Genomic DNA, 25754 nt, shown 5'->3' with positions numbered 1-25754 from the left:
GGACTCGTCGTGCCGGGGAGCGCGAACGATCATCGTGTTGAGCGATACTCTTGGATCCATATTTAGCATTCTGCCGATCGGAGGAGATTGTGTTCATCACGGACGGCGTGGACCTTCCTGAGAAGATCGTTGATGCCCACGCGAAACGGCGCCTGGTGTTTTTCATCGGTGCGGGCGCTTCCATCGACGATCCCTCCAATTTGCCGTCCTTCAAGGAGCTTGCCCGCCAACTGGCCGACGACGCGCGGGTGCCGTTCGATGAGGACATCGACATTGACCTGTTTATCGGCTCGATGCCCTCCAACTTTGACGTCCACGCGCACGCTCACAGGATCATCTCTCACCCCGACTCTGCACCAAACCCGACTCACACCGCTATTGCGCGGCTAGCGTCATCCATGGGGGCAGCGCGAGTTGTGACTACAAACTTCGACGATCATTTGTCGTCGGCCGCGTTGACCGAGTCGGTCCCATTCGATGATCGGTGGATAGGTCCCGCTTTGCCCATGGGCGACAAGTTCACAGGTGTAGTCCACTTGCACGGGTCGGTCGTCCGAGCGTCTAGAGAGCTTGTGTTGACTGATCGCGACTTTGGGCGTGCATATCTCAACGATGCATGGGCGACACGGTTTCTCCAGAAGATGTTCGAGAAGTTTGCAGTGGTGTTCATCGGCTACAGCTTGAGCGATCCGATCATGCGGTACTTGTCTCTTGGCCTTCCGTCCAAGACGCGGCGGTATGTTCTCACCAACGCGCCCGAGGATGCCAAATGGAGGCATCTCGGCATCCGTTCGATTGGCTATCCCGGCACAGCAACGGATCATTCCGCTCTACTCGCGGCGCTGCAAGCTTGGGACTCCCGAGCGCGTATGGGGCAACTCGATCATCGCGCACGTATGCGCAAGATAGTCGAGGGCGGCACGTCTATGACGCCGGTCGACCGTGACTATGTCGTACGGCGGCTGCGGACCATCGAGGGGGCGAGGGATTTTACCTCGGTGGCCGACACGATTCCTTGGCTTCAGTGGGCGGAAGGCCGTCCCCGATTCAAGGCGCTCTTCACCGGAGCAGCAGCGAAGAAGTCAACCTTGGTGCTCGCTGACTGGTTCGGCAGTTTTATTGCCGACCCGGCCAAGCATGGGGCGGCTCTTCAAGCAGTCCAAAGGCTTGGACAGCGATTTCACCCGAACTTGGTCAATGCGGCGTCATTCGCCGCGGAGCGGCTGTCGGCAGAGGACGAGCTCGCGGGGAGACGATGGAAAACGCTGCTGGCGACTTCTATTCATAGACACTCCGCGCCCCCCGATCTCGGCATGCTCATCCCTTACGAGCCAACCGTTCGCGTTGAGCCCCTAGTGGTAATCCGTGCTGCGCTGCGCCCGTTCCTCACCCTTAAGAGGAACTGGTTCCTGCAAGAAGATGACGGGGAAACACCGCCCGACGTCGAAGTGGCCTGGCACACAGACGAACACACTTTGAGCGCGCACCTCCGCCGTGCAATCAGCGAAGCGGACGAGGACGACCAGATCCTTGGGCCACTCCTCGAAGATGCGCTCAACGGTGCGTACGACCTTCTTAATGGCTACCAAGGTCACCTCAGCTTTGATCCCCTTGGGTTTGGCCGTTCTGCGATCGAGCCGCACGAGCAGGACCGCTATCCCGCTGCCCTGGACGCCCTAATCGATGCGCTGCGGGACTTCGGAGAGAAGGAGTTGCCCTCAATTCCCGATCTTCCCGAGCGCTGGTGGAAGCAAGGAAGGCCACTATTTCGTCGGCTCGCCTTACACATCCTGGCGGAAGACGGGGCTAGATCTGCCGACGAGAAGCTTCGTTGGATTCTTGATCGAGACGTTCTCTACATCAGCGACGAGAAGCACGAGGCGTTTCGACTGATCGCGAAGTCGCTACCAAATGCCGGTGCCCCCGTACGCGCCGAATTGCTCGCCGTTGCTTTGCTCGGGCCGGACTTCCCTGAGGACATGTCCGATCGGGACCGGCATATCGCCTACTCGACCTTCAACCTTCTTGCTTGGCTCGTGCAATCTGTCCCCGATTGGGATGAAGCAGCAGCCGAATTCGCAACGGCTCAGGCCGCCAACCCCACGTTCGGTGTTCGAGATAATCCGGATTTCGATCACTGGTCATCGAGCGGGACTTGGGGAGGCCACCTCCCGATCGAGCCAGAGGACTTCATTAGAGATGCTGAAATTGACCTAGGCGCAGCGTTCGATGACTTGCTCAACCGCGACTATTCAGAACGTAACTTTGACGAGCCCGATTGGGATGACGCTCTCTCGGTGGTCCGCCGCGTAGCGGAACTTCGGCCCAGCTTGGGCATGAGCCTTTGGCACATAGTCAATGATCGTGAAGACCTTGGAGAGCGCAAACCACAGCTTCGGCGGGCGATCATCGGCGGATGGGAGCGCGCCGAGTTGGGCGACGAGGCCGAGGAGATAATCGGTCTCGTCGGATCTGAGGTAGAGACCGAGAAGTCGGCGCGGCCGATCGGCCAGTTCCTCTTGGCACTGATTCGCAGGGAAGTTGAGAGCGACGAATCGCCGGTAACCGCTGCTCTGCGGCGACTGGCCAACTCTTTGTGGTCCACTCACAATGCCGACTTTGAGCACGGCCCCGACTCACAGCCGTCCTCTCTCGCTCTCAACTCGTGGCCCGGTGAGGTAGCGACGTATTGGGCGGTCGAAGTTGATCGACGCTGGCGGCACAATCGAGACAACTGGAGCGGGCTGAACGACGGGGAACGGTTCGCGTTTTTGGGGTTGTTGAACGGGCCGCCTCAAACGCTCGACGCAACCCGTCCGGCACTCGCCAATTTGAGCTACTTTTTATTCGCTGCGGACCCGAGTTTTGTGGAGGAGAACTTGTTGCCGCTTTTTGGTGAAGAGGCGTCAGCGGGTCAGGTGTGGGGGAGTTTTCTCTACAATCCTCGGTTCGATGACCGAATGCTTGCGGCGGGCTTTCTTGACGGCCTGATCGCCGAATGGGGCCGACTCGACAACCTAGGCGATCGAGGTCTGCGTCGCCAGTTCTATAACCTCGCGGCATCGGTAGTGACTTTCGCCGGAATTAGCGGGTCTGAGCGGCAGCGGCTTCTCGACGAATCGGTTCTGGCAGCGAACGGCGAGCACGCGGCGCAGTTCGCGTCTGCGGTGGTCCATCTTCTTGGCTCCCCAGGCGCGGAAGGTGCCGAGGTATGGGATCTCTGGCTCCGCGACCATTTGATGGCGCGGGTTGCGGGTCTGCCGAGATCGGCGGAGACCGAAGAATTGGCGCGTTGGGCTGACACCGTGCCTTTCCTGGCGGCGCGAATTCCCGACGCGATCGATATCTTCCGGGGCAGTGGGATTGGGCTGGGAGAGCAGTACCGTGCCCCGAGCTTTCCCGATGGAACACTCTCCGCGTATGGATCGGAAATTGTCGCCCATCTAGCCGAGAGAATTCGCAATTCGGCTCCCCGCGGTGGGCTCCAAGCGCACGCGGTTCGGGTGGTGATTGATGGCGTTCGCGCCATTCTCGGCGACGCAGTTCAGCCGATAGTAGACGCGGCACGCGAACGAGGATTCATTCTCTGAATGACCCTCGGCAGGAAATGGGTGCAACGGTTCGGGCCGTTGCACAGTCATTGCACAACATGTACAACACCAGCGTGCAATGGGCCGCAGGTGAAGGGATTCAACAGCAGCAAACAACAGGAAACCGCACTGCTGAACGTCCCTGGGGGTCAAGGGGTCGTAAGTTCAAATCTTGTCAGCCCGACAGATACACGGAAGGGACCGTCCGCCAGGGCGGTCCCTTCCGTGTATCTCAAGTGCTTATAAGCGGGGTCTCCGCCGCGCCGGTTCCGGCGCATCGCTGGTGCTCATGGCCAGTGTTCTGCGTGCTACTGCGATGTGACGGCCGTGCCGGTGGAGCGTAGCCCGGCAGATAGCCCGCCGAAAGTTCGCGGGATCCTTCTCTTTAGACCACAACTGACCGAGTCCGTCTAGACCTCATGCTCCATCACTAAAGCAGGCAAGAAAGCGTTGCTTCTAACTCGTGTCAGCGCCCTGCATGCCGTCGCTGCGCTGCAACACACGCTCCTCGTCATCGTTTGGAGCATGCTCGACGACGGTGTCCCCTTCGATGAACTCGGCATCGATCACTAGGACAAAATAAACCCGGAATGAGCCTAGAAACGACTTCAAAGCCGAATGATAGCTCGCGGCTTCAGAACCCCAACACACGATTCAAGTAAATCGTCAGCAGTTCCGGACGAGCTTAATCGCTGATCCCGTTTCGGTAGGTATAAATGATCGCTTGTGCTCGGTCTCGCAGGTTTAGCTTGCTGAATACGCGGTTGATGTGGGTTTTTACGGTTGCGGGGGAGAGATAGAGTTGCGAGCAGATTTCCGAATTGGACAGTCCTTGACCGATCGCGGTCAGTACATCCAATTCTCTGGGGGTCAACAGGCTGGCGGTATCGGCGACCGGAAACGGCGAAGGGTGTCCGACTGAGGCAGTCCGTTTCGAATAAACCTCGATGAGCCGTTTGATGATGCGGGGCTCGACAACAGCTTCTCCTGCCGCAACGGTTCGGACTGCTCGAGTGAGGCGTTCTGGGGTGGTACTTTTGAGCAGAAATGCGCTTGCTCCCGCATCAAGTCCTCCGAACGCGTACTCGTCGATATCGAATGTTGTCAGCACGATCACTCGAGTGTTGGGATTAGCACGAGTAATCAGGCGAGTTGCTTCGATGCCACCGATACCGGGCATGCGAATGTCCATGAGCACGACCTGTGGGTTCAGCTCCGCAGCGGCTGCCACGGCCTGCTCACCATTTTCGGCTTCAGCAACGACGATGATGTCCTCCGTCGTCTCCAGAACCAGAGAGTTACCTTTCCTGACCAGCGGTTGATCGTCGACCACGAGCACGCGGATACAGGTATCGGACATGGGGGTCATTCGTTGGATTCCTGCCCTTGGTGAGGTTTCTCCAGAACAACGGCGACGCGCCAACCACCAGTTCGAAGTGCCTCGGCTGTGCTGATCCCATTGTAGGTTCTTGCCCGTGCAGCGATGCCCAGAAGACCACGTTCGGAGCCGCGAGTGGTGCGTCCCGTCGCCGCGGCGAGTCCGTTGTCGACAATGGTGATCTCTACCTGATGTTCACTTCCTGTGATTGTCACCTCGACACGAGTCGCGTCGACGGCATAGCGAAGTGCATTTGTGAGGCCTTCCTGCACGATTCGATGGACACTCATCGCAAATGTCACATCCGACGATAGCGGTGCCCCTCTTATGGTGAGTGACACCGGAAGCCCGGTCGCTCGGAAGGTTTCGACGAGGTTTTCGAGGCTGGGCAGGTTGTGGCCCGACTCCAAGAGGTCTGCGGCCGAGTCTGCATCGCCTTCTTGAATCATCTGAAGGATTCGGCGCATGTCTATTTGTGCGGTTCGGCCTACTTCGGTGAGGTCTCTGAGCGCTTCGGCGGCGCGCTCTGGGTGTTTCTGCCAGGCGGCGGAGGCACCGTTGGCAAGTGCAATCATTACCGAAAGCGAGTGGGCAACGACGTCGTGCATGTCGGCGGTGATCCGGTTGCGTTCGGTGAGTCGAGCAGTGTCGAGCCGCTGATTGATGAGTTCCACTAGTGCTTGGCGATGTTCTCGCTGGCCTCGAACAGCGAGGCCGATCGCCAGTGCGAACAACGCGAATGGATCCAGAAGTACAGGTGAGACCGTGGCTTGCGTGGTGATGCCTTGGACAATTACTGCGGAGGCGGGAATCAGAACGCCCAAAAAGTAACCGGCGATTGCTGGTTTGAACGACCGGATGCTGGCTAGAGCGTAGAGGGCGAATACGAATGGTGCGTTCTGATAGCTCACCGTGGTGTGGAGTAATGAGCTTGCACTACTGATTGCAACAACGGCCAAGAGCACAGTGAGTGGGTAGCTTCGCCGCCAGAGGAGTGCAAGCGAGGTAAAGGCGATGATGACGAAGATCGCCCAGTCCAGGCTGGCACCGTTGAGCATGAGCGTGGCGATCTGAACGGCACCGCAGGAGACAGCGACGATCCAGTCGAGCACACGAGGACGCGCGGACATCCAACGTTGGAGCAGCCACGGACTGCTAGTCAGCTCGTGGGCCTCCGTTCGACCGGTACTGTCGCTCAGAATCACCATGGTCCTAACGCAGGGGTGAGGTTCCATTGTGCTCTCCGAAGGCAAACTGCATCAGGTGGGTGAGGGTGTTTCACAGCTTCTACTCGGTAAGCAATCCTCATCAGAGTCGAGAATGAGGCGGAAGAAGTCACCTGCACTGAGTTCGCACTAGCGCCCATCGGCGGCGAGGAATACTGGCGCGAGTGCAAAGTCGGTGCCAATGCTGACCGTCCCTATCGGTGCTGTTCCCATCCAACTGAGCATATGAGTCCATATCGGTAGAACCACCAACCAGGGGTTGAGACTCTGGTACCAACCAGGGGTTGACGAGTCACTACGGAATCCCTCGTACCGTCAAGAATGCAAGAGCTCGAATCAACGGCTATCGAATACGTTCCGTCGTAGCCGTACGCAGCAACCGTAGGAAGGGAGGGAAATCATGTCGAAGGCATCATACGAAGCGCCGGCGATGGTGAAGGTCGGAGAGTTCAGCAAGCTGACCAACGCCACGAGCCGAGGCTACTGGATCGACTTCTTCGGTGGATGGTGGTTCTAAGACAGAACCGCACGTCTGCATGAAGAAATACCAAGGTGGCCGGCGGGACAAATGCTTCGTCGGCCACTCCTCGTTCGTTGCTGGGAGAAGGAAGCGCTGATGGATGTGATCGTCTTTCCGGACGTGTCGAGTGATAGAGCAGACAGCTCCTGGGGTCTACCTACTGGCTCGATGCGCAGTATCACGCACCCCTCGGGGCGACCGTGGATACGTGGAGCCTGGACCGATGAAGAAGAGCACGTCGCACCGACGGCCACAGGCATGCTAGTGCTGCTTGGATCTGCTGACGTCACCGCAGATCAATTGGCCGCAGAGGCCCGCAGAATCCGCCAGTTCAGCGATGCCAACTCGCTTTACGAGCGAATCGCTGGCGCCTATCTAACATTCTTGATGATTGGCGACCAGTTCCGTGTGAACGGAACCCTCTCGACAACACATCAGTTCGTTTATACAACCCGAACGGGATACACGGTTGCATCGAACAAGGCGGACATCCTGCGGCGTGCGATCGGGAGTTCTCTGCAAGAGGATCACCTTCCGCTGCTACTTCTCGCACCGCGAAAGCCATGGCCATATTCAGAGATCCCGGCATGGCAAGCAATCGAGGGGGTGCCCTCGACTCATGCCCTCAGGATCCGTGCGAACGGTCAACAATCGATTGAACGCAGATGGGAAGTTCCGGCCGAGAAACAACCTCTTTCCGAGATCGCACCGCTACTCAAGACTGCTCTGTCTCGTGCAGTCTCCGCAAGGATTAGACCAGGACGCCGGATTAGTTCTGATCTATCGGGCGGCATGGATTCGACGACACTTGCTTTCTTCGCTCATGATAATGCAGATGACCTGCTCACGGTCCGGCAGGCCGCCCGCGATGTGACCAACGACGATGCCCATTGGGCGGGGATCGCGCACCGGCATTTGCCGCGCGCAACTCACCTAGTTGTCGATGCCGCCGACGCGGTCCCATGGTACGAGGGCTGGGACACAGTCTCCGACAACGACCTCAGCGAGCCGTACCCGGCGCTCAGGACTGTCGCCACCACGAGGAATCTTGCACGGCTGGTTCGTTCGCACGGGGCCACCACCCACATCAATGGTCTGGGCGGTGATGAATTGTTCTCGCCATCTTTCGCCCACTTGCATGCGCTGTTCCGGTCGGCGCCAGGGGCCTCAAGGGGAGCAATCCAGAGGGCGAGGGCCATGGGGCGGTGGGGAATCGCCGAGAGTTTCATCGGTCTTACGGGATCGCCATCCTGGCGGAGGTGGGCGAGGCGTGCAGCCACAAGCCTCTCGATGCCGAGCACGATGGGCCCGCACCTCCAATGGGAGCCGGAATCGCGAATGCCGGATTGGGCTCTGACATCGACGCTCGATTCTGCTCGCAAGTTGCTCGAGGAGGCGGCGGCGATCCACTCGGCGAGTGCTGATTCGGCTGTCGATTTCGAGATGCTCAGGCTGGTCATTGCAGATGGGAACCTCGTGCGTCGAATGTCTCAACTGATGCAGCTTGAGGGAGTCAAGTACGAGTCGCCATATCTTGACGACCAAATCATCGATCTTGCTTTTCGCGTGCGCTTCGAAGACCGTGTCCAAGCTGGGAGGTACAAACCTGTGCTCCACGCTGCGGCGACCGGGTTGGTGCCCGCAGCGGTTCTTGGCCGACGCTCCAAGGGTGACTACAGCGCCGAGGCTTATGCCGGCGTGGCGGCGAATCGTGATTCGATGGCGCGCGCTTTCGAGGACTCCGCGCTGGCACGAGCGAAGATGATCAACCCGGCTGTGTTTACAGGCTTCCTAGGAGCGATACATCCTGACACGCGCCCTTTCAGATTTATCGATCCGACCCTTGCCGCCGAAATATGGCTTCGGCGTGCAACCGTCCAGCCTGATGCAACGCAAAATCAACGATTGGGAGCAACGGTATGACGCGGCAACTCAACAAAAGGTTCCGCCTGACAGGTAGCACCGACAGCGGAGTCCTCCTTGACCTCAAGGAAGGGGAGTACTGGCAACTCAACGCTCTAGCGATGACAGTCATCAATCGGTTGGCAGACGGGCACGAACTTGATCGAATCATCACCGATCTCCAAAAACAATACCCAGTAGAAGCCTTGGATGTGGAGCGTGACGTGCGCAGAATGGCCAGTGAATTCCGTGCCATCGGGTCGATAGCCCATGAGTGACTCAGTGGTAGCCCCGCTTCCTGCAGCACACATTCGCGGTACCGAGCGGCTTCGAGCGATCGTAGCTGTTGCGTGTGCCCGAGGCCTGGCTGCGCTCAAACCACGTCATTTAGAGTCTGCGATGAAACGCCTTAGCAACAGAACAACACCGGCGGGAGTCGAAGAGACCCTCCGAGCGCGCACTGTTGTGATTTCGATCAGCGCGAGATGTGCGGGACGTTGGTGCCTAGACCGATCCATCGCGACCGCCCTCTTTTGTCGTTCCCAGGGCACGTGGCCCGAATGGCACACCGGCGCATGCACCCAACCATTTCGCGCCCACGCCTGGGTCGCTGTTGACGGGCAGCCGATCGGTGAGCCGATTGGACTGGGTGATGTCTTTGAATCGATGATTACCGTCGCTTCACGGGGACGGACACCATGACCAAGAATGTCGAACCAGGGCCCTCTCAGAAGCGTCCGAACAGGGGAAACCTTCGAGCTCTTCTCTCGCATCTGAAGAAACACCGGGTGCTCGTCGTCTGGTCCATCGTTCTCAGCGTCGTAGGGTCAGCCCTCAGCCTGGCGCAGCCACTGCTTGTTTCAGCGATCGTCACTGACCTCGAGAAGAGTGTGAACATCACTCCGACACTCGGGCTGCTTTTAGCTCTGGTGGGGGCGGCCGCGATTGTTTCCGGCTTCCAGAGTTACGCGCTGCTAGTACTAGGCGAAGGGGTGGTGAGAAGCGTCCGCAAGTCTCTCATCCGTAAGATATTCTCGTTGTCGTTCACTGACCTACGACGGTTCCGCAAGGCGGACCTAGTCTCGCGCGCCACAACGGACACCGCCATTCTAAAGACGGCGTTGACGCAAAGCACCACCCAACTGGTGGGCGGCACGATCATGTTCGTCGGTGCCGTTATCGCGATGGCGTTCGTTAGTCCGTCCCTGCTGGGCATCACTCTCAGCGTTGTCGCGCTTGCGATCGGTGTTCTCGTGGGAATGTCAGGTCGGCTCAGACGGTCATCCGTACGAGCCCAGGAGTCCATCAGTCAAGTGGCGAGCTCCACTGACAAATACCTGCGAGCTCTCAAGACGATTCGCTCCCTGAATGCGCAACAGCATGCAGTAGAGAGCATCGAGCAAGGGGTCGATTCAGCTTGGCGGTCGGGACTTCGATTTGCTCGTATCTCGGCTATGACTACACCTCTGTCGGGGGTGGTGCTGCAGGCTTCACTGGCATCCGTTCTCGGATTCGGTGGATATCAGGTGTCAACTGGCGCAATGACGGTCGCGCAGTTGATCGCATTCATTATGTATCTGTTCCTGCTGCTGTCACCAATCGGGCAGGCTATCGCTGCAGCTACGTCCTTGGCGCAAGCCCTTGCCTCTATGTCGCGCCTACAAGAAGTGGAAACACTGCCTGATATTGAGCCGTTGCATTCTCCGCCTGCCACTTCGCTGTTCACGACTCAAGCAGAAGCCCCTTCGACTTCGCCTGCTCCCTTGGCAATCGAGTTCAGGGGGGTGACATTTCAATACAGCCAACCCGGGAACGAGCAAGATGCCATTCGCAGTAGCGATCACATCGCCCTACGCGATATGAGCTTTGCAGTACCCCACGGGGCAAAGGTCGGAATCGTCGGACCATCAGGAGCAGGGAAATCCACCCTGCTTGCATTGATCTCTCGTTTTTACGATCCCGACGAAGGTGAAATCAAGATCTTCAACATGGCGAGTCGATCGACGCCTCGAGAGGTTCTACGCGCCTATATTGGCCTTGTCGAGCAAGATGCTCCAATAATCGCTGGAACGCTCCGTGACAATCTCACCCTTGGCACCCTCGGTGCGACGACCGCTGATTGCACTGAAGTTCTCGCCAGTGTTAATCTCACGAATCTTCTCACCAGAGGGAACGGTTTAGACCTCAATCTCGCGGACGAGGGCTCTGATCTGTCTGGCGGTGAAAGACAACGTCTAGCGATTGCTCGAGTTCTGTTGGCAGACCGTCCCATACTGCTGCTTGACGAATCGACGTCACAAATGGACAGTGACAATGAGACTATGCTCCGAGCCGCGGTCTCAACGGCGGCCAGAGACCGTACTCTCATCGTGGTTGCGCACCGCCTCTCCACGATCATCGACAGTGATGTTATTTTTGTGCTTCGCGACGGAGGCGTCGAAGACAAAGGCACACATCATCAATTACTTGAGACCAATGAGACATACCGCACGTTCGCGCGCCAACAGAGTCTCGTACCGGCAAACTAAGGCTTTCGAAAGCCATCTCTGAAGGGCGACGGATGCTCCAACAGCGTGTATGCGGGCGAGGTCTCGACAAATTCAAGCGGTCGACGCATTTCTACCGCCACATGGTCAAGACGCCGCGGGCTTCAGCCGGAGTTGGGGTCAGCGTCTCTCGGTGACGCCGAGCGTGTACGCGAGGATCACCGCCTGCACGCGATCGCGGAGGCCTAGTTTGCTGAAGATCCTGTTGATGTGGGTCTTGACCGTGGCAGGTGAGAGATTCAACTTCGCGCAGACCTCGGGGTTGGAATGCCCTTCGGCGATGGTGAGGAAAATGTCGTACTCGCGGGGGCTGAGGGCGGCGAGTTCCGGGGGCCGAGTGGCAGTATCCCGGGAGGTTGGGGCCGGGCCGCGGCCGGTGTAGTGATCAATCAGGCGGCGGGTGATGCGCGGTCCGACAACGGCTTCGCCGGATGCGACGGTGCGCACGGCCGCGAGAAGCTGCTCGGGGGTGGAGCTCTTGAGCAAGAAGCCGCTGGCTCCTGCCTCGAGTGCACCGAAGGCGTATTCGTCGAGGTCGAAGGTGGTGAGCACGAGCACACGGGGTCGAGATGGAGGCCCGGTGATGATCCGGGTGGCATCGACGCCTCCGATGCCGGGCATTCGGATGTCCATGAGCACCACGTCTGGGGAAAGCTTGGCCGTCTGCGTGATGGCTGCTTCGCCCGTTGCGGCTTCCCCGACGACCGTAATGTCCTCTGCTGTGTCCAGCACGAGTGCGTGACCCATGCGAACCAATGGCTGATCATCGACGACGAGTACTCGGATAGCAGTGATCTTGCTCACGACGCGTTCCTGGGTGGTGCGGACGGGTGGAGCGTCGCCCGAGTTCGCCATCCGCCGTTCGGTAGCGGCGCTGCTTGGCTGTCGCCGAGGTAGGCTGCTGCGCGCTGCTGAATCCCGATGAGTCCTCGGCCGGTGCCGAGGTTCGGTTCGCGATGGCGGTTGCTGAGGCCGTTGTCGGTGACGGTGATCTCGATCAGCTGGGCGTGATGGCTGATAGAGGCGGCGACGAGCGTGGCTCCGGTGGCGTAGCGGAGGGCATTGGTAAGTGCTTCTTGCACGATTCGGTAGACGGTCATCGTGAGCGCCGGGTCGTCGGGGATCGGCGCGCCGCTCTTGGCGAGGGTCACAGGCAGGCCGGCGCTGCGGAATACCTCGATCAGGTCTTCCAGCGTGGGGATGTTGTGCCCGGAAGCGTGGAGCGTTTCGTCGAGGGTTGTGTCTGCATCGCGGAGCAAGTGCAGGATGCGTTGCATGTCGAAGAGTGCGGCGCGGCCGACCGTTGAGAGGTTTTCAAGAGCTTTCGCTGAGCGTTCGGGGTACTTCTTCCAGCCGGTTGATGCTCCGTCGGCGAGGGCGATCATGACAGAAAGGGAGTGTGCGACAACATCATGCATCTCCGCGCTGATACGGGTTCGTTCGGTCGCGCGGGCGGCGTCGACTCGTTGATTGACGAGTTCGGTGAGCGCCTCGCGTCGCTGTTGCCGGTTCTGGACGATCAGACCGAGCAGGAGGGCAAGGAGGGCGTAGGGGGCGAGCACGGTCGGTGAGAACGTGGAACCACTTACAAGGAGTTGAGCCACGGCGCCGATGACCGGGATGCCGACTCCGATCCCGTAGCCGAGGGCGGCTCTGGCGATTGGCTGCCGGGACGCGACGGTATACAGCGCAAAGCTGAAGGGGAGGGTTTGGACGCCGAGCTCCGGGTGAAGAAGCGCGCCGACCGTGCTCGCGATGACGACCGCGGTCAAGACGATGAACGGATAGCGCCGCCGCCAGAACAGAGCGATGGATGTCGCACCGAGGGCCAAGTATGCCATCCAGTTGCTCGGGTCTCCGGCAAACAGGAGCGCGACTCGTTGAAGTCCGGTGCAAGCCAGAACCACCATCCAGTCCACGATGCGCGGATGCTGGGCCAGCCACCTCATGGGTGGCCACGGCTTCCGGCCCAAGTCGGCGGCATCCAGCAGTGCTGTACTACCTGTCATGGTCATCGTGGATCATCCTGTCGTGGGTCAGTGCCCATTGTCCTCGGCCGTGCGTGAAGATCGTTGTGTGACACGGTAGGTCGAAGTGTCGCCGTTTGCGCCGTGGAAGTTCAGGCGTCTCGTCGCTTGAGTGCGACTGCGGCGATCGCGAGCAGGAGGAGAGACCAGGCTAGGAGGATGAGGTACCCGGCCCAAGGCGCTAAGGGGCCGACGACGGCAGGCTGGGCGAGAAGGAGCGAGCCCGCTTGGATGGGGAAGAACCGCGTAATTTCGCCTCCGTACTCAGAGAAGATCTGCGGAACGATGGGTACCAGTATCAGCACGGCAATGACGGCTAGGACGCTGGCGACGACGTTGCGGATGAGCACTCCGAGGGCGATGCCGATCAGGCTTAGCGTGGCTAGGTAGAGGCCCGAGCCGATGATGAGTCGAAGGCCGTCCCCGATGCCGAACTCGTAACGGTATCCACCACTCGCAAGAAGCGCGGGCGCAAGGGCGAAGCCGATGCCGGCGCTGAGAACGCCGATGATGAAGGAGACGCTGGCGATCACTGCCGCCTTCGCGATTAGTACTGGGGTGCGACGGGGAAGCGAGAGAAGGGTGGTCTTGATTTGGCCGGAGCGGTACTCGTTGGTGACAAGAAGGGCGGCGAGGATCGCGAGGGCAAGGCCAATGTAGCCGGTCTTGTCGATGATCATTCCCGGGTAGGCATCGTAGTCGGCTTGCGGCGAACCGCGGTCGCGGAAGACGTAGGCAACAGGCATCAGGATCGCGTTGGCGAGGATGAGGGCAAAGACGAAGATGGTGAGCACCCTGTTGGAAGTCAGGCCGCGGAATTTGACCCACTCAGATCGGATCGCGCCGAGCAGGTCGGCGGGGCGGGTGGAGGTGTCAGATGTCATGAGGGCGGGCTCCTTCTCGGCCGCTGGCGTTGTCATTTGGATGGAGTGGAAACGTACTCGACCGCTTCGCGGGTGATCTTGTTGTAGACATCTTCGAGCGAGTCTCTGATCGGGGTGAGTTCGTAGAGGAGGATGTTGGCATCATGCGCCACCTTCGCGAGTGTCTCGACGGGCACCCCGGTGATCTCGAGAATGTCGCGTTCGGCGGACGTGACCGTGACATCTTGGGCGGCGATGAGTCGGGAGAACTCATGCGCTCTCGGGGTGCGAACCCGAACCCGCGATTCGGGTCCTGCGGTGAGCTCGCTGAACGGGGAGTCAGCAATGATCTGTCCTCGGCCGATGATGATGACGTGATCGGCGATCAAAGCCAGTTCGGTCAGCAGGTGTGAGGAGAGGAACACTGTGCGCCCCTCGCTGGCGAGGCGACCGAGGAGATTGCGTACCCAGGTGACCCCTTCCGGGTCGAGTCCGTTCACGGGTTCATCCAGTATCAATGTGTCGGGATTGCCGAGCAGGGCGGCCGCGATCCCCAACCTTTGGCCCATGCCGAGGGAGAAGCCGCCGACCTTCTTATCCGCGACCGTGGTGAGGCCGGTCGCATCCAGAACCTCGTCCACTCGGCTGCGAGGGATGTGATGCGTCGCCGCAATGGAAACGAGGTAGTTCGCAGCGGTGCGCGCTGGGTGGGCGGCTTTCGCATCGAGGAGTGCTCCGACCCGATGTAGTGGTGCGGGATGCTCCGCATAACGCTTTCCGTCGATCAACGCCCGCCCGGAGGTCGGCCGGTCGAGGCCGACGATGGCGCGCATCGTGGTGGACTTCCCAGCGCCGTTCGGGCCGAGGAAGCCGGTGACCTGGCCGGGCTCCACGCGGAAAGACACGTTGTTGACCGCGAACGTGTCTCCATATTTCTTGCTCAGGCCCTGTACTTCGATCGCCACAACAGTTCTCCTTTTTCGGTGGTGTGTTTCCACGCTACGAAGAGAGCGGTGTCCGCGTCGGCCAACCAGGGGTTGATCTCCTGCACCCCGACGGCGACTACATGACGCGATCGGGGTGGGCGAGCACGCCCCGCAGCACCGGTGTGGTCGTGGTCAGCCCGAGGCGCACCAGCCAGACACCGGCGACGATGCTGACCACGATCGCGAGGACGAACAACGGCGAAGTGAATAGCGCAACCGCGACGACCGGGATGACTAGCGCGAATGCCAGCACGGACGATCCGACTGCCGCAACCTTCAACGGCAGCATCACCGCGATCCGCCGGGATGCCTGCATGACGGCGAGAGACATCCCAATCCGGTCCAAGCTGACGTAGAGATCACGACGTTCCAGCACTGCGGCGGTCTGCACGATTCCGACCGAGCACGCAACAAGTAGAAATGCGACGGCGACGGCGGCGAGCACGATGGTGCGGATATCGCCGAAAAACAGCACCTGGCCGGCACTGAGCTCGGTGACGCTGTTCTCCACCGTATGCAGGAATCCGAGGACCGCGCCCGCGGGTACCACGACGAAACTGGTCAGCGCGACTCCGGACACTTGCCGCCATGCTGACTTCGGCGATTCGAGGAGGCCGCGCGCGGCGATCAGTTCTCCGGCGTTGGATGCGACGGCGAGCTTGCGGCGTGCGAGCACGCCGACTACGAATGGGCCCGCGACGTTTTGCGCTGCCATCACCGCGATGAGCACGACGATGATCGCGGCGGTGATCCCGATCGCCCCCCAGCTCACCGACGTCAGTTGCAGGATCACGATTGCGGCGACAACTACGACAGCGCTGACCACCAAACGCAACCAGTGCAGTCTCGGCGCATCTGTACGCGCGCGCACACCTAGGGGCGAAATCACGACCTGACGCAGCCCGGACACCGCGCTGATAACCGCGACTACGATTACGGAGATGCCGAGCGCAGGCAGCATCAGGGGAGGAAGCCACACCGCATCCAGAGACACCCCCTTGCCTGCAACGATTAACAACGACAGCAACGGTGTCACCAGCGCATAGCCGAGCACGCCGAGCAGCACTCCGGCCGCAGCGAGCATCGAGGCCTCAACCAAGGCGACGCCGCGCACCCACGCAGCTGTAGCGCCCAGCAGTCGCACGGTCGCCAGCCGCTCGTCGCGGCGGCGGGCAGACAGCCGCGCCGCAGACGATCCGAGCGTGGTCACCGGGACGAGGAGCACCGCGAGCAGCGCTACGGCGAGAATTCGGTAGCCGTCGGAGCCGTCATCCGGAACCGACCAGAAGACCTGCGCCAACGCCGCAACAACGAAAACGATCGTCCCGAGTGCCGCGAACGCGATCACTGGCAACAGCGACATCGACAGGTCCGAACGCGACGGCCGCACCAGCAACCACAGCGCATGCGACCTCATCGCCCGGACCCGATCTCAGTGTCGAGCATGCACCCATCCCGCAGGCGTACGATCCGTGAGCACCGCTCTGCCACCGCCTCGTCGTGGGTGACGACGACCAGAGATTTTCCCTGACCGACTGTGGAGTCCATCAGAGCTGTAAGTACGTCGTGGGCGGTCTTGGAATCCAGCGCTCCGGTCGGTTCGTCCCCGAAGATCACCCGCGCACCTGTCACACAGGCCCGGGCGATCGCGACCCGTTGTGCCTGACCGCCCGAGAGCTGGCCGATACGACGGGATCCCATACCGTGCAAGCCGAGTTCGTCGAGCAAAGCAGCAGCCCGCTCCTGCGCCTCGTATCGAGGTACACGCCGAAGCAGCAATGGCAAAGCGACGTTTTCCAGAGCGGTCAGCTCGGGAATGAGCAAGCCCTGCTGAAAGACGAAGCCGAATTCGACTAGTCGCAGCGCTGAGCGTGCCGGATCACTCAAACTCGCGATGTCGCTCGTGCCCGTGTCAGTGCGCAGTATCACCTCGCCCGCGTCAGGTCGGATGATGCCCGCCAAGATATGTAGCAACGTTGTCTTTCCGGAGCCGGATGGACCCATGATGGCCACCGACTCGCCATCCCGAATCTGGAGATGCGCATTGTCGAGAGCGACAGTGCTGCCATATGACTTCGACAGACCGCGTGCCCGGATCCTGACGACGTTCGCGTCATCGATGTCGCTCACGAACTCATCTGGTGGACACATGCCATCAACGCTACGAGTCTCACCGAGGTGAGCGATGCCAACCAGGGGTTGATGCTGCGCTAGGAGGCTGTAGAACAATTCCAGGGGGATAGCCTATCGATACAGAACAGGTTCGTTTCTAGTGCGGCCCGCACCGCATGCGGGCGCGGGCAACTAGCTCTCCGGCGTCGGCGAGAGCTGTGGTAGCGGAATGAAACCTGGATAGTCCAGTGATCGTGATGCGCTGATGCGGGCGAAGGTGTTCAGCACGATGACGGTGGTGATGCGGCGGGGCTGGTCGTAGGGCGACGGGATCGTGGCTCGAATGCGGCGTCTCCCTCGAGACGCCAGCGGGTCATGAGTTTCGAGATCCACCCTTGCGAGACACCGTATCGGCGGGCGACGTCTGACTGCGTTTGGCCGGCAAGAACGGCGGTGATCACGAGGCGCTGTTTACTCATGCCTCAGCCTGAACGTGTATGCCGATGACGTGCGACAGGTTATTCCGATGTCGTGCGACACCCTATTCCTATGTCCTGCACCAGAACACTGTCAGCTCGACAGAAGAACCCCGATGAAGAGCAATTTTCGTAGAGGTTCCGTCATGTCCGTCGGTGGGCATTTCACTGGTTCCCTCCTAGTCCTTTGCTCGCGCAATGACGGAGAGCTGGGGCTCTTTGTGCCCTCTCGACAGGCGGCCTCGCGTAGGAAGATCGAATGCCTCTCCGGTGGCACGCGGACTTGCAGCGCTCGTCGGGAGAAGGTTGCCCTAGGGGTCTTTACATGTGCCTCTCTATTGCTTGTGAAATAGGGCGAATTTGGCTCTCCTCGGCGAGTGAACTTGCTGGTGCGTTTGGTGTCCGTATCGTCCACCGCGTACGCGCTCGGCTCGCATGCCGACAGCCGGAGATGAGAGCGGCACGGCGTCTCGCGACGACTCTTGCGGAGCGTTACCTCGGATGCCGTTCCCTTGATCACAGCACTACGTTTGCGCGGCCGCCGCCAGCCGACCTCTGAACAGCGCACCCTGTTGGGAAGCAGGCGCGCCCTACCGAGTGACCGTTTTCCACCCCGGCGAGCCGCTGCGTTCTGTCAGAGTCCCTTGGATACGCTAGGCATCATGAGCACCCGCGCCGAGTTCCCCCGGCCCCGCACGCGCGCATCCGGGTTCGCGAGTAGCGAGGGTCGGTTGCGTCTGCCGATGATGCACCCGAACGGTGACCATCGCGAAGGCGAGTTCTGAAGTGCCTCAGGAAGTGCCGGATGGCTTGGTGCGCAACCGGAGCGCGAAGGCCTCTTCTGGTGAAGGCAACGCTGTCCAGAGGTGGCTCGGGTATCACCGGCGCCAGCTTACCTCCGCGAAGATAGATCGACAGCAGATCAAGCCACGTCGCCCGGCGCGAATCGGAAACACTATCCCTTTGACGAGTCTGGCTCCGCGATACCATCCCGAGCATCACGAAGTGTACGTGGATCTGCTTCAGCGAGCGTTGCGTCACCCGGACACCCGTAACGTCGCTCTCACTGGCTCCTACGGCTCGGGAAAATCAAGCGTTCTACAAGCTCTGGGGCGTAGGTGGTGGCAGCGACGGCGAATTGTAGAGCTATCTCTTTCAACGCTCGATCCCGAACTGGTGCCTCCAACGCAGACACAGAATCCTGCGGAAAGAGAGAAGACCAACCGGATCCAGAAGGAACTTGTCAAGCAACTTCTCTATAGGCTACCTCCGGGGAAGACACCACGCTCCAGATTCGCGCGAGCATCGAAACCTGCATGGCAGACGGGTGTACTCGCTGCGATCACCGCGGCGGCGGTTGTTGGGGTGGTCTGGATCACGACACTCCTCCTCGGCTGGCAGCCAACCATCACCCAGCGCCTCGAGGAAGTCGGCTGGTTAGTACCGTGGTTCTGGGGAGGTGCAACCATCACCGGTGTTCTCGTCGCCCTTGCCGGATGGTGGGGCCTTGCGGGCAATTACGCGCTCCGAGCCGGACTCAAAACGGGTTCGTTGACCGTCAACCTGGAACCCACCTCGTCAAGCTACTTCGATCAGTACCTCGACGAGATCATGTACTTCTTCCAGATCAGCAAGGCGCGAGTCGTCCTGATCGAAGATGTCGATAGGTTCGACGATACCGTCGTATTCGACACACTGCGTGCGCTGAACATCCTCGTCAACAGCTCTCGCCAGGTCGGCCGACGTGTCGTCTTCGTTTATGCGATCCGGGACAGCGTGCTGGGCCACCTCGGGGCCAAGAGCAAGGCTGACAGAGACCAGCCGAAAGGTGCCATTCCCACTGCTGTCCCCTTGTTGGAGATCGATAAAGCCAATCGGGCGAAGTACTTCGATGTAATCATCCCCATGGTCCCGTTCGTTACCGCAGACAACGCCCGCGACCTCATGATGCAGATTATGCGGCCGCACATTGCTTCAACCGCAGAGGGAGTAGGAATCTCACCAGCGCTCGTCCGTCTGGCCGCACGACATGTGGCAGACATGAGAACCCTCTTGTCAATCCGCAATGAGTTCGAGGTACATCTCGACAGGCTGATGATGTCTGCTCGCACTGTCATGCCTGAGATCAACCACGACATCGTGTTCTCCCTCGTCCTACTGCGCGCCACCAGTCCCGATGCCTACGAGAAGATCCGCCTCAAAACCAGCCCACTCGACAAACTCACAGAACGCTGGCTCGCGCTCCTCGGTGCAAACCTCGAGATCCAAACCGACAGACTGACATCGCTGCGCACCCAGCTCGAGAACGGCGAGTCGCTTCACGGTCGCCTCGAACTGGCCGGGCAACGGCTCGATGCCCGTCGTGCTGAGTTGCTTGAGCTGACTCAAGTAGGAGTCGCCGCCGAGCGCGTCCGATTCACCAGCCCGATCACTGACGACGACCTCGCGAGCCTGAAGGGCTGGCAGCGAATCGCCGAAGGAGAGCCGCTCACCTTGAGTCTCATTTTCAAGGACGCGCACGGGCGCGACAGGCCACAACCTGCGAGGATAGGCCGCCAGATGCTCGCGCGTCTAATCGAGATGCCCATCGACCCGGACGCATGGCGGGACGCTGACCTCGACGACATCAGGGACAAGATCGGGGCGGCCCAGGGCGAGATCGACTTTCTCCGGCACCATACCTGGGCCCAGATCTGCTCAAGACAGGACCTGACCGTGGCGATCAAGCCCGGGGAAGCCTCAAATGAGTCGAAGGCCACTTCAGCGGAGGGGGCCAAGGAAAGCAGCGCTGAGGAGACTCCGACACGCGTCAGCTTCGCGAATCTCGTTGACACTTACGCCCCAACGGAACTGGTCCGAGACCTCATCGCCCACGGGCACTTGCCGCGCCACTTCGCCCGATACTCCTCGATGTTCTACGGTAATGTCGTCGGCCCTGATGCTACCGAATACATATCGCGTGCGATCGAGCCAGGCACGCCAATCCTCGAGTACGAGCTCGATGAAGACGCCATTGGACAAATCCTCACTGAACAGCAGGCGAACGATGACAACGCCGACCTTTTCGACGATCTGAGCATCTATAACCTCGACATAGTTGCGTATCTACTCACGGACCGCCCGCGAGCCGCGCAGCGAGTCGCGGATCATCTTGCGACGAGGTGGAGCCCTCTTGAGCAGGAGTTCGTGGATCGCTTCTTCCAGCGCACAGACCTCAATCAAGCGACCGCACTCGCGGCGATGATGGCACCCAAGTGGGAGAGGGCGCTTCGATTCATTACGACGGATGCGCAGCTCCCGCCTGTCAGCCGGCTGCGACTGATCGACGCACTCCTTGGCGCAATTGGTGCAGGCGAGCGCGACGACCTCGATCCTGACGTCGGCAGGTACCTGACTGAGCACTACAGCGAACTGACTGCTGTTATCGCGCCGCCCAGCTCGGAGCGCGCAACTGTCGTGATGGCGACCCTAGCCGCGGCCGGAGCGACAGTCCAGGACCTAACACTGCTCAACGAGCACGCTTTGTCTGCCGCAACGGAGCTCAGCATCTACCCCGTAACCACCGCCAACCTCCGTACTCTGGGCGGCGCTGACGAAGTCGCACTCGATATGCTGAGCGGGCAGCCGGGGACACGTCCTGTGTATGAGCACATGCTTGATAATCTCGACAGCTACCTTCAGGCGCTCCCCGAACTCGCCTCGCCGCGGCTACCCATCACGGATCCGGCGAAATTCAATGTTGTCTTGAACGAGATAGCGAATGCGCCGACACTCTCCCATCTTGACGATTTCGTCGAAAGCACCTCTGACGCATGCAGGATCGCGGATCTCGCGAGCGTGGCTCTCGAAGCATGGGCCACGCTTGTCACGAACAACCGCACGGACCCTGCTTTCGAGAACGTCCAGCGCTACATTGCTGCGTACGGTGTAGATGAGGCACTTGGTGGATTCCTCATGAATCATGGGCGCATCACAATCTCGGACGTGACACCGAAACCGGAGCGAATTGCGTTGGCAGTTGACCTCCTTGCCGCTCGTGACGTGATTCTCGCGCCTGATACGCGAGTGACTCTCGTGGCCTCCATCGCACCAGGGACACTCCCGATCACGCATGTCACGCCCGACGACGCCTACTTAGTCGGACTTCTCCTCACCGAGGGCCTGTTGGCTGATGAGCCGGAAACGTTCTCCGCAAACCTTTTCTCGCGCTGGGACGACCTCGAGTCGGCGATCGTGGCGTCCAAGAACTTCGGCGAATTCGCGGACGTATCTACCATGCCACCTCATCAACTTGCTGCTGCGCTCAAGAGCGAAGCCATCTCAAACGTGACACGGAAGGCGCTCATCGCGAAGCTTGACTCACTGCTCGTAGGAGCATCCTCAGCGAACGCAACCGTAGTCGCGAACGTACTCGCCGAAAAGTGTGAGCAGCTCGACTTGCCGCGCATCCAAGCACTGCGGCTCGCCGGAGCGTCATACCAGTCGCTAGTGCATCTGTTCGTCATTCAGAACGAGGCCTATTCAGTCGAGGATTTGAGAACCGTCCTTCTCGCCATGCCTGGCGACTACGAGCGACTATCGAAGGGTGGCAGCGGTGTCGTGCGGTTCGACGTCGACGACCATCATCGCGCCCTCTTCGCGCGGCTGGAAGGAGTCACACACACGGGCGCTAAACAGCGATTCACTCTGAGGCACGGCACCAAACTCGAGGCAAATCTGAAGCAAGCGCTGGTGTAGGTGAGTCAATCATCGGCTGGATTACGCCGAGATTCGGTTGAGACCCACTCGTCGCGGGTCCACGTGCACGCATCCGACGGCGCGGCTCCCGATAAGCTGAGATGCAGATGCGAAAGGCAGTTGGTCGGGAGAGGGACTCATGCGGCGTCGCGTGGAGGAGGAGTATGCTCAACGATGAACAGCTCGCAGCGATCATCGAAGTCGGGTACGAACAACGCGGTGTCGAGTTCAAGAGCGTTGGCGACCGCACGGATCGCGTGTTCCTTGCGAACGTCGCACGTGCGGTCCTTGCCCTCGCGAACCAACGAGACGGTGGGCACGTCATCATCGGCCTCAGCGAGGACGGTGTCGACGCACCCGCAACCGGACTGACGGATGAGCAGCTCCGACAGTGGCTGTCGTTCGACGACGTTTCGGACCAGATCAATGCTTATGCTGACCCGCCGGTCACGATTCAGCTCGGTCAGGGGCAGCTTCCGAACGGCCGCTTAGTTGCGATCGTAGAGGTAGCTGAATTCTCCGAGATTCCTATCCTCAGTAAGAAGGACTATCCCCAGCGCATTGTCGCGAAACAGCTCTATACCCGCTCTATGGCGAAGCCCGAGAGCTCCGCGGCGCTCACGCAGAACGAGTTGAGGGAAGTGATTACTCTGGCCACCGAGAAACAGCTTGCACGCTTCCTCGAGACCGCGCAACGAGCGGGCCTCGGACCTGGCCAATCGAAGGCGACCGCGGCACGCGAGCAATTCACGGCCCAGGTGCTCCGCGCGCGCAACGACGGCTTGCACCTGGATCCGACTCTGCCGCAGCTAGTCACCACCATCCGGCCAGAAGCGTTTGAAGCACGGCGGATCCGATTCAGCGAGTTGCTTTCGACGGTCCAAAGCGCCACCGTCCGCAAACGCGGCTGGCCGTTCCCGTGGGTGCAACACCCGACATCTGGACGAGACTGGGTTGGCGAGCAAATCACCAGCATGCATCCGGAGACTTGGCAGTTCTTCGAAAGCGGCCAGTTCTTCGACTGCCGCTACATTGAAAAATCCGGGCCAGACTCCGCCGGCGTCCTCGACGATAGTCAGCAGATCAGCGGCTATCTTCCAATTTGGCTGCCGCTACTCAATTTCACTGAAGCGATTGAGTTCGCCGGCCGCCTCCAACGGGCACATTTCGGAACTGAGCACCTCACCATCGAACTTGCGCTTCACAACATCCGAAGCTTCGTTCTGGTGTCCGCGCATCGGAGTCGCTCAGGGCTCCATGGCACCTATGCCTACAACGATGATACGTGGGACTACGAGATTCTCCTCTCCCCGGAAGAGGGGCTCACGAGCTATAGGGAACTCGCCGCCGACGCGGCGCTGGACCTCTTGCAGAGATTCGGCTGGCGAGGCGTCACGCGAGAGCTCCTACACGGCATTCAAGTCGAAGCATTCGGGCCCGATCAGCCATAGGTGGAAGCACGCTCTACCCGCTTGCCGTTGGATAGAGCAAGACTCCGTTTCGATGCGACACCGGACACGAAAGGTCGGACCTTGAACAAGGAGCGCCCAAACGAGAAAGATGCGAAGAGCATCATTGAGTTTGTCTTAGGGATCGGACTCGAGCACGCCGACACAACAGGTGGCGTCGACTACCGCTCAGCAGGCAAGGAACTCGCGGTTGAGGTGACACGCGTCACCAACGGGAAGAAGAAGTCCTCCCACCACGCCTTGAGCGCATCACGGGCAGGGGCCGCCACCAGTGTGGAGCTTCGGAACTGCTGGCTAGTGTTTCTCTCCGACACCCAGCCCGGTATGAAAGCGGTGTTGCAGAACTTGCCCCCTCTATTTGCCCAACTCGAAGCGACAGGTGAGACTCGTTTTGAGCGTCAGGCAGCCGCACTCCACGTGGTCGGGCGGGGTCCGCTTTCGCCTATCTATCGGCCGCTGTTGGATGCTGGCGTCGAAAGGGCATCCGGAAACTCTCACCAAAGCGATCCTTCGCACTCTCACCGAGTCATCCCAATGCTGGGCAGCGGAGGATCCTCCAGCGGTAGTGATGAGGCACTTGAACATCTCACCGAGGCGCTAGGCAAGAAGACCGACAACGTCATCAAACTTGCCCAATCTGGCGCCCCGCAAAGGCATCTCTTCGTGTGGCTCGACGATGACACGCGGTTCGATATCGCCCGCCCACTCAGCCATGATGCGCCGAGCTGGGCTGACGAAGGCTTCGGAGTTCCATCCCGCGCGCCGTCGCTGGATCCTGCTGTCACGCACCTCTGGGTTGTACATGAACGAGCGCGCTTAGGCTGGCTCTGGGATGGTCGGTCTTGGCGCGAGCTCCGCAGCCTTCCCTCGCGCACCTACTCGTGAAGTTAAGGCGTCAACGAGACCTGACGAGAGCCGTGACCTAGCCGGGATAGGAGCTATGCAAACCATGGAAAACATGGCATGAAGATCGGTGCTTTGCGCAGCGAAGATATCCGGAAAATCGAGAAAGGGGTCTGCTGCACGTTTAGGTCAAACTGTCACCTAAACGTGCAGCAGACCCTTCTCGTTGAACCACAAACGTGGTTGTTGCTCGTATGCCAGCCAGTAATCGTCGCTGTCGGTAGGAAGCCGCTACCGCTTCAACTGAAGCGTCGCACGCAGGTCACCCGGATGGGGTTATCACCCCGCACGCTCGGCGTAGTTGCTACGGGATGCAGGGATCTCCCGGCGCTGCGACTTTACTTGTCGTCATATTCTGCCGCAAGCCGTAGTCCATCGCGCCACTCGGCTTTCCGCGGGACGTAAGCCGGATGCTGCCCGGTACACCTGCGGATTCGGCAAACTCATGTACATCGAAGTTCGGGTCGTTGTAACGCAGCACTTGCGCGACCACCCACATGACGTTCGTCCGAATGGCGTCGGTTTCTCCGCGCGTAAGTTGCGCGGAGGTGGTGTGGTCGACGCTTCGGTCGTGCCCCGCACGATCAGTGCGGCTATGAGCATCGGACCAGTCCTGCAGAGCAATTTCATCTGCGAACTGTTGGGCGAGCACGCTAAGTGCCATTGGTTCCTCCTAGTGGAACGATTACCGGCCAACTCCCCTACGGAGCGGCACAGGGTTTATGCTATGCCTATTTGACTGACATTGCACCGTTCTCAAGTGACTGTTTCGTTGCGCGAATCCCAGCCTGACGGCAATTCAAGCGAAGAGATTCACTCGGTACACGTTTATCCTCCGTGTGTTTGGCGTCCACCAATGCCCTTCGGCATTGTGAGGAAACCTTCTGACTCCGGTCACGTCCCTGGGAGTGGTGTAATTTCCGGCTGCTGAGCGTCGCTACGGCGACGTGAGGAGCCACCGTGTGATGGTCAGTGAGAACCGACTAAAGCTACTCACACGAAGGACACCACACGATGGC

The 25754-nt window shown here is 60.0% G+C and carries 21 protein-coding genes; 10 read left to right on the top strand and 11 right to left on the bottom strand.

All coding sequences use genetic code 11. The annotated features are described in order from the left end of the window. Positions 1 to 89: 89 nt before the first annotated feature. Complete coding sequence (locus ACTJJW_RS13830) at positions 90 to 3590, top strand: SIR2 family protein (RefSeq protein ID WP_462645608.1); 3501 nt, start codon at positions 90 to 92, stop codon at positions 3588 to 3590. A gap of 456 nt (positions 3591 to 4046) precedes the next feature. On the opposite strand, the gene ACTJJW_RS13825 is transcribed toward ACTJJW_RS13830, so the two are convergent. The 3 genes from ACTJJW_RS13825 to ACTJJW_RS13815 all read right to left on the bottom strand — a co-directional run bounded on the left by ACTJJW_RS13825 (position 4047) and on the right by ACTJJW_RS13815 (position 6098). Beyond that, the gene (locus tag ACTJJW_RS13825; protein WP_462645607.1) at positions 4047 to 4202 is read right to left on the bottom strand and encodes a hypothetical protein; all 156 of its coding nucleotides are present in this window, start codon (positions 4200 to 4202) and stop codon (positions 4047 to 4049) included. 73 nt (positions 4203 to 4275) lie between these two features. Continuing rightward, entirely contained in the window at positions 4276 to 4959 is a 684-nt protein-coding gene (locus ACTJJW_RS13820) for a response regulator transcription factor (RefSeq protein WP_462645605.1), read from the bottom strand. Continuing rightward, positions 4956 to 6098 carry a sensor histidine kinase gene (locus ACTJJW_RS13815; protein ID WP_462645603.1) on the bottom strand — a complete coding sequence of 381 codons (1143 nt, stop codon included), beginning with the start codon at positions 6096 to 6098 and terminating at the stop codon, positions 4956 to 4958. Before ACTJJW_RS13815 ends, ACTJJW_RS13820 begins: the two co-directional genes overlap by 4 nt. 496 nt (positions 6099 to 6594) lie before the next feature. Between ACTJJW_RS13815 and ACTJJW_RS13810 the strand changes: the two genes are divergently transcribed. The 5 genes from ACTJJW_RS13810 (at position 6595) to ACTJJW_RS13790 (ending at position 11144) form a co-directional block, all read left to right on the top strand. Further along, positions 6595 to 6711 (top strand): lasso RiPP family leader peptide-containing protein, encoded by a 117-nt coding sequence (locus ACTJJW_RS13810; RefSeq protein WP_462645601.1) that lies wholly within the window; start codon positions 6595 to 6597, stop codon positions 6709 to 6711. Positions 6712 to 6810: 99 nt separating this feature from the next. Further along, a complete protein-coding gene (locus ACTJJW_RS13805) occupies positions 6811 to 8637 on the top strand; it encodes an asparagine synthase-related protein (protein WP_462645599.1) in 1827 nt (608 codons plus the stop codon). Continuing rightward, complete coding sequence (locus tag ACTJJW_RS13800; protein WP_462645597.1) at positions 8634 to 8894, top strand: PqqD family peptide modification chaperone; 261 nt, start codon at positions 8634 to 8636, stop codon at positions 8892 to 8894. Before ACTJJW_RS13805 ends, ACTJJW_RS13800 begins: the two co-directional genes overlap by 4 nt. Next, positions 8887 to 9318: a lasso peptide biosynthesis B2 protein gene (locus tag ACTJJW_RS13795; protein ID WP_462645595.1), complete on the top strand. Its 432-nt coding sequence runs from the start codon at positions 8887 to 8889 to the stop codon at positions 9316 to 9318. The genes ACTJJW_RS13800 and ACTJJW_RS13795 overlap by 8 nt, the downstream gene beginning before the upstream one ends. Next, on the top strand, positions 9315 to 11144 hold the full coding sequence (locus ACTJJW_RS13790; RefSeq protein WP_462645593.1) for an ABC transporter ATP-binding protein: 1830 nt from the start codon (positions 9315 to 9317) through the stop codon (positions 11142 to 11144). Before ACTJJW_RS13795 ends, ACTJJW_RS13790 begins: the two co-directional genes overlap by 4 nt. 138 nt (positions 11145 to 11282) lie before the next feature. On the opposite strand, the gene ACTJJW_RS13785 is transcribed toward ACTJJW_RS13790, so the two are convergent. The 7 genes from ACTJJW_RS13785 to ACTJJW_RS13755 all read right to left on the bottom strand — a co-directional run bounded on the left by ACTJJW_RS13785 (position 11283) and on the right by ACTJJW_RS13755 (position 17629). Then, the gene (locus tag ACTJJW_RS13785) at positions 11283 to 11966 is read right to left on the bottom strand and encodes a response regulator (RefSeq protein WP_462645591.1); all 684 of its coding nucleotides are present in this window, start codon (positions 11964 to 11966) and stop codon (positions 11283 to 11285) included. Next, the gene (locus tag ACTJJW_RS13780) at positions 11963 to 13177 is read right to left on the bottom strand and encodes a sensor histidine kinase (RefSeq protein ID WP_462645589.1); all 1215 of its coding nucleotides are present in this window, start codon (positions 13175 to 13177) and stop codon (positions 11963 to 11965) included. Before ACTJJW_RS13780 ends, ACTJJW_RS13785 begins: the two co-directional genes overlap by 4 nt. Positions 13178 to 13281: 104 nt before the next feature. Then, the gene (locus ACTJJW_RS13775) at positions 13282 to 14073 is read right to left on the bottom strand and encodes an ABC transporter permease subunit (protein ID WP_462645587.1); all 792 of its coding nucleotides are present in this window, start codon (positions 14071 to 14073) and stop codon (positions 13282 to 13284) included. Positions 14074 to 14105: 32 nt separating this feature from the next. Then, on the bottom strand, positions 14106 to 15017 hold the full coding sequence (locus ACTJJW_RS13770; RefSeq protein ID WP_462645585.1) for an ABC transporter ATP-binding protein: 912 nt from the start codon (positions 15015 to 15017) through the stop codon (positions 14106 to 14108). A 97-nt stretch (positions 15018 to 15114) separates the two neighbouring features. Then, positions 15115 to 16401 carry a permease gene (locus ACTJJW_RS13765; protein WP_462645583.1) on the bottom strand — a complete coding sequence of 429 codons (1287 nt, stop codon included), beginning with the start codon at positions 16399 to 16401 and terminating at the stop codon, positions 15115 to 15117. Between the two features lie 50 nt (positions 16402 to 16451). Continuing rightward, positions 16452 to 17189 carry an ABC transporter ATP-binding protein gene (locus ACTJJW_RS13760; protein ID WP_462645581.1) on the bottom strand — a complete coding sequence of 246 codons (738 nt, stop codon included), beginning with the start codon at positions 17187 to 17189 and terminating at the stop codon, positions 16452 to 16454. 242 nt (positions 17190 to 17431) lie between these two features. After that, the gene (locus ACTJJW_RS13755; protein ID WP_462645579.1) at positions 17432 to 17629 is read right to left on the bottom strand and encodes a helix-turn-helix domain-containing protein; all 198 of its coding nucleotides are present in this window, start codon (positions 17627 to 17629) and stop codon (positions 17432 to 17434) included. Between the two features lie 659 nt (positions 17630 to 18288). On the opposite strand from ACTJJW_RS13755, the gene ACTJJW_RS13750 reads away from it, so the two are divergent. The 4 genes from ACTJJW_RS13750 to ACTJJW_RS13735 all read left to right on the top strand — a co-directional run bounded on the left by ACTJJW_RS13750 (position 18289) and on the right by ACTJJW_RS13735 (position 24717). Then, positions 18289 to 18411 carry a hypothetical protein gene (locus ACTJJW_RS13750; protein WP_462645575.1) on the top strand — a complete coding sequence of 41 codons (123 nt, stop codon included), beginning with the start codon at positions 18289 to 18291 and terminating at the stop codon, positions 18409 to 18411. A gap of 121 nt (positions 18412 to 18532) precedes the next feature. Next, on the top strand, positions 18533 to 22363 hold the full coding sequence (locus ACTJJW_RS13745; RefSeq protein WP_462645659.1) for a YobI family P-loop NTPase: 3831 nt from the start codon (positions 18533 to 18535) through the stop codon (positions 22361 to 22363). A gap of 164 nt (positions 22364 to 22527) precedes the next feature. Continuing rightward, positions 22528 to 23814 carry an AlbA family DNA-binding domain-containing protein gene (locus ACTJJW_RS13740; protein ID WP_462645574.1) on the top strand — a complete coding sequence of 429 codons (1287 nt, stop codon included), beginning with the start codon at positions 22528 to 22530 and terminating at the stop codon, positions 23812 to 23814. Positions 23815 to 23895: 81 nt separating this feature from the next. Further along, entirely contained in the window at positions 23896 to 24717 is an 822-nt protein-coding gene (locus ACTJJW_RS13735) for a hypothetical protein (protein WP_462645572.1), read from the top strand. Positions 24718 to 25039: 322 nt separating this feature from the next. Here the strand turns inward: ACTJJW_RS13735 and ACTJJW_RS13730 are convergent, their stop codons facing one another. Then, positions 25040 to 25399 carry a hypothetical protein gene (locus ACTJJW_RS13730; RefSeq protein WP_462645570.1) on the bottom strand — a complete coding sequence of 120 codons (360 nt, stop codon included), beginning with the start codon at positions 25397 to 25399 and terminating at the stop codon, positions 25040 to 25042. Positions 25400 to 25754: the final 355 nt, after the last annotated feature.

The organism is Rhodoglobus galactosidasius (genome assembly GCF_054957775.1).
The sequence above is the reverse complement of the archived record's forward strand: the minus strand, read 5'-3'. Positions and strand labels throughout refer to the sequence as shown.

Bases quoted from the DNA above. Each gene is read 5' to 3' on its own strand.
- ACTJJW_RS13820 (WP_462645605.1), bottom strand. From the start codon at position 4,959: ATGACCCCCATGTCCGATACCTGTATCCGCGTGCTCGTGGTCGACGAT.
- ACTJJW_RS13815 (WP_462645603.1), bottom strand. From the start codon at position 6,098: ATGTCCGCGCGTCCTCGTGTGCTCGACTGGATCGTCGCTGTCTCCTGC.
- ACTJJW_RS13810 (WP_462645601.1), top strand. From the start codon at position 6,595: ATGTCGAAGGCATCATACGAAGCGCCGGCGATGGTGAAGGTCGGAGAG.
- ACTJJW_RS13805 (WP_462645599.1), top strand. From the start codon at position 6,811: ATGGATGTGATCGTCTTTCCGGACGTGTCGAGTGATAGAGCAGACAGC.
- ACTJJW_RS13800 (WP_462645597.1), top strand. From the start codon at position 8,634: ATGACGCGGCAACTCAACAAAAGGTTCCGCCTGACAGGTAGCACCGAC.
- ACTJJW_RS13795 (WP_462645595.1), top strand. From the start codon at position 8,887: ATGAGTGACTCAGTGGTAGCCCCGCTTCCTGCAGCACACATTCGCGGT.
- ACTJJW_RS13790 (WP_462645593.1), top strand. From the start codon at position 9,315: ATGACCAAGAATGTCGAACCAGGGCCCTCTCAGAAGCGTCCGAACAGG.
- ACTJJW_RS13780 (WP_462645589.1), bottom strand. From the start codon at position 13,177: ATGACCATGACAGGTAGTACAGCACTGCTGGATGCCGCCGACTTGGGC.
- ACTJJW_RS13775 (WP_462645587.1), bottom strand. From the start codon at position 14,073: ATGACATCTGACACCTCCACCCGCCCCGCCGACCTGCTCGGCGCGATC.
- ACTJJW_RS13765 (WP_462645583.1), bottom strand. From the start codon at position 16,401: ATGTCGCTGTTGCCAGTGATCGCGTTCGCGGCACTCGGGACGATCGTT.
- ACTJJW_RS13760 (WP_462645581.1), bottom strand. From the start codon at position 17,189: ATGTGTCCACCAGATGAGTTCGTGAGCGACATCGATGACGCGAACGTC.
- ACTJJW_RS13755 (WP_462645579.1), bottom strand. From the start codon at position 17,629: ATGAGTAAACAGCGCCTCGTGATCACCGCCGTTCTTGCCGGCCAAACG.
- ACTJJW_RS13750 (WP_462645575.1), top strand. From the start codon at position 18,289: ATGAGCACCCGCGCCGAGTTCCCCCGGCCCCGCACGCGCGCATCCGGG.
- ACTJJW_RS13740 (WP_462645574.1), top strand. From the start codon at position 22,528: ATGCTCAACGATGAACAGCTCGCAGCGATCATCGAAGTCGGGTACGAA.
- ACTJJW_RS13730 (WP_462645570.1), bottom strand. From the start codon at position 25,399: ATGGCACTTAGCGTGCTCGCCCAACAGTTCGCAGATGAAATTGCTCTG.